The organism is Tenuifilum sp. (assembly GCF_037481895.1).
GTDB lineage: Bacteria > Bacteroidota > Bacteroidia > Bacteroidales > Tenuifilaceae > Tenuifilum > Tenuifilum osseticum.
The window spans coordinates 42,005-42,343 of the sequence record NZ_JBBFKU010000030.1; positions in this window are offsets into that span (position 1 = coordinate 42,005).

The window sequence follows — 339 nt, forward strand, 5'->3', positions numbered from 1 at the left end:
GTTTGTCCAGAGCGTCCCGCAGGAAGCGGGAAGGTCAGGGGTTCGACTCCCCTTACCTCCACGGTTAAAGGAATACGCAGGAAAGCGTGTCCCTTTTTGTTTTCCACCCCGCCCAGATGGCCAGAGCGTCCCGCAGGAAGCGGGGAGGTCAGGGGTTCGACTCCCCTTACCTCCACAGTAAAAAGGGATACGCAGGTAGGCGTGTCCCTTTTTTATTTTCCACCGCGCCTCAGTTGTCCAGAGCGTCCCGCAGGAAGCGGGAAGGTCAGGGGTTCGACTCCCCTTACCTCCACAGTAAAAAGGGATACGCAGGTAGGCGTGTCCCTTTTTTATTTTCCA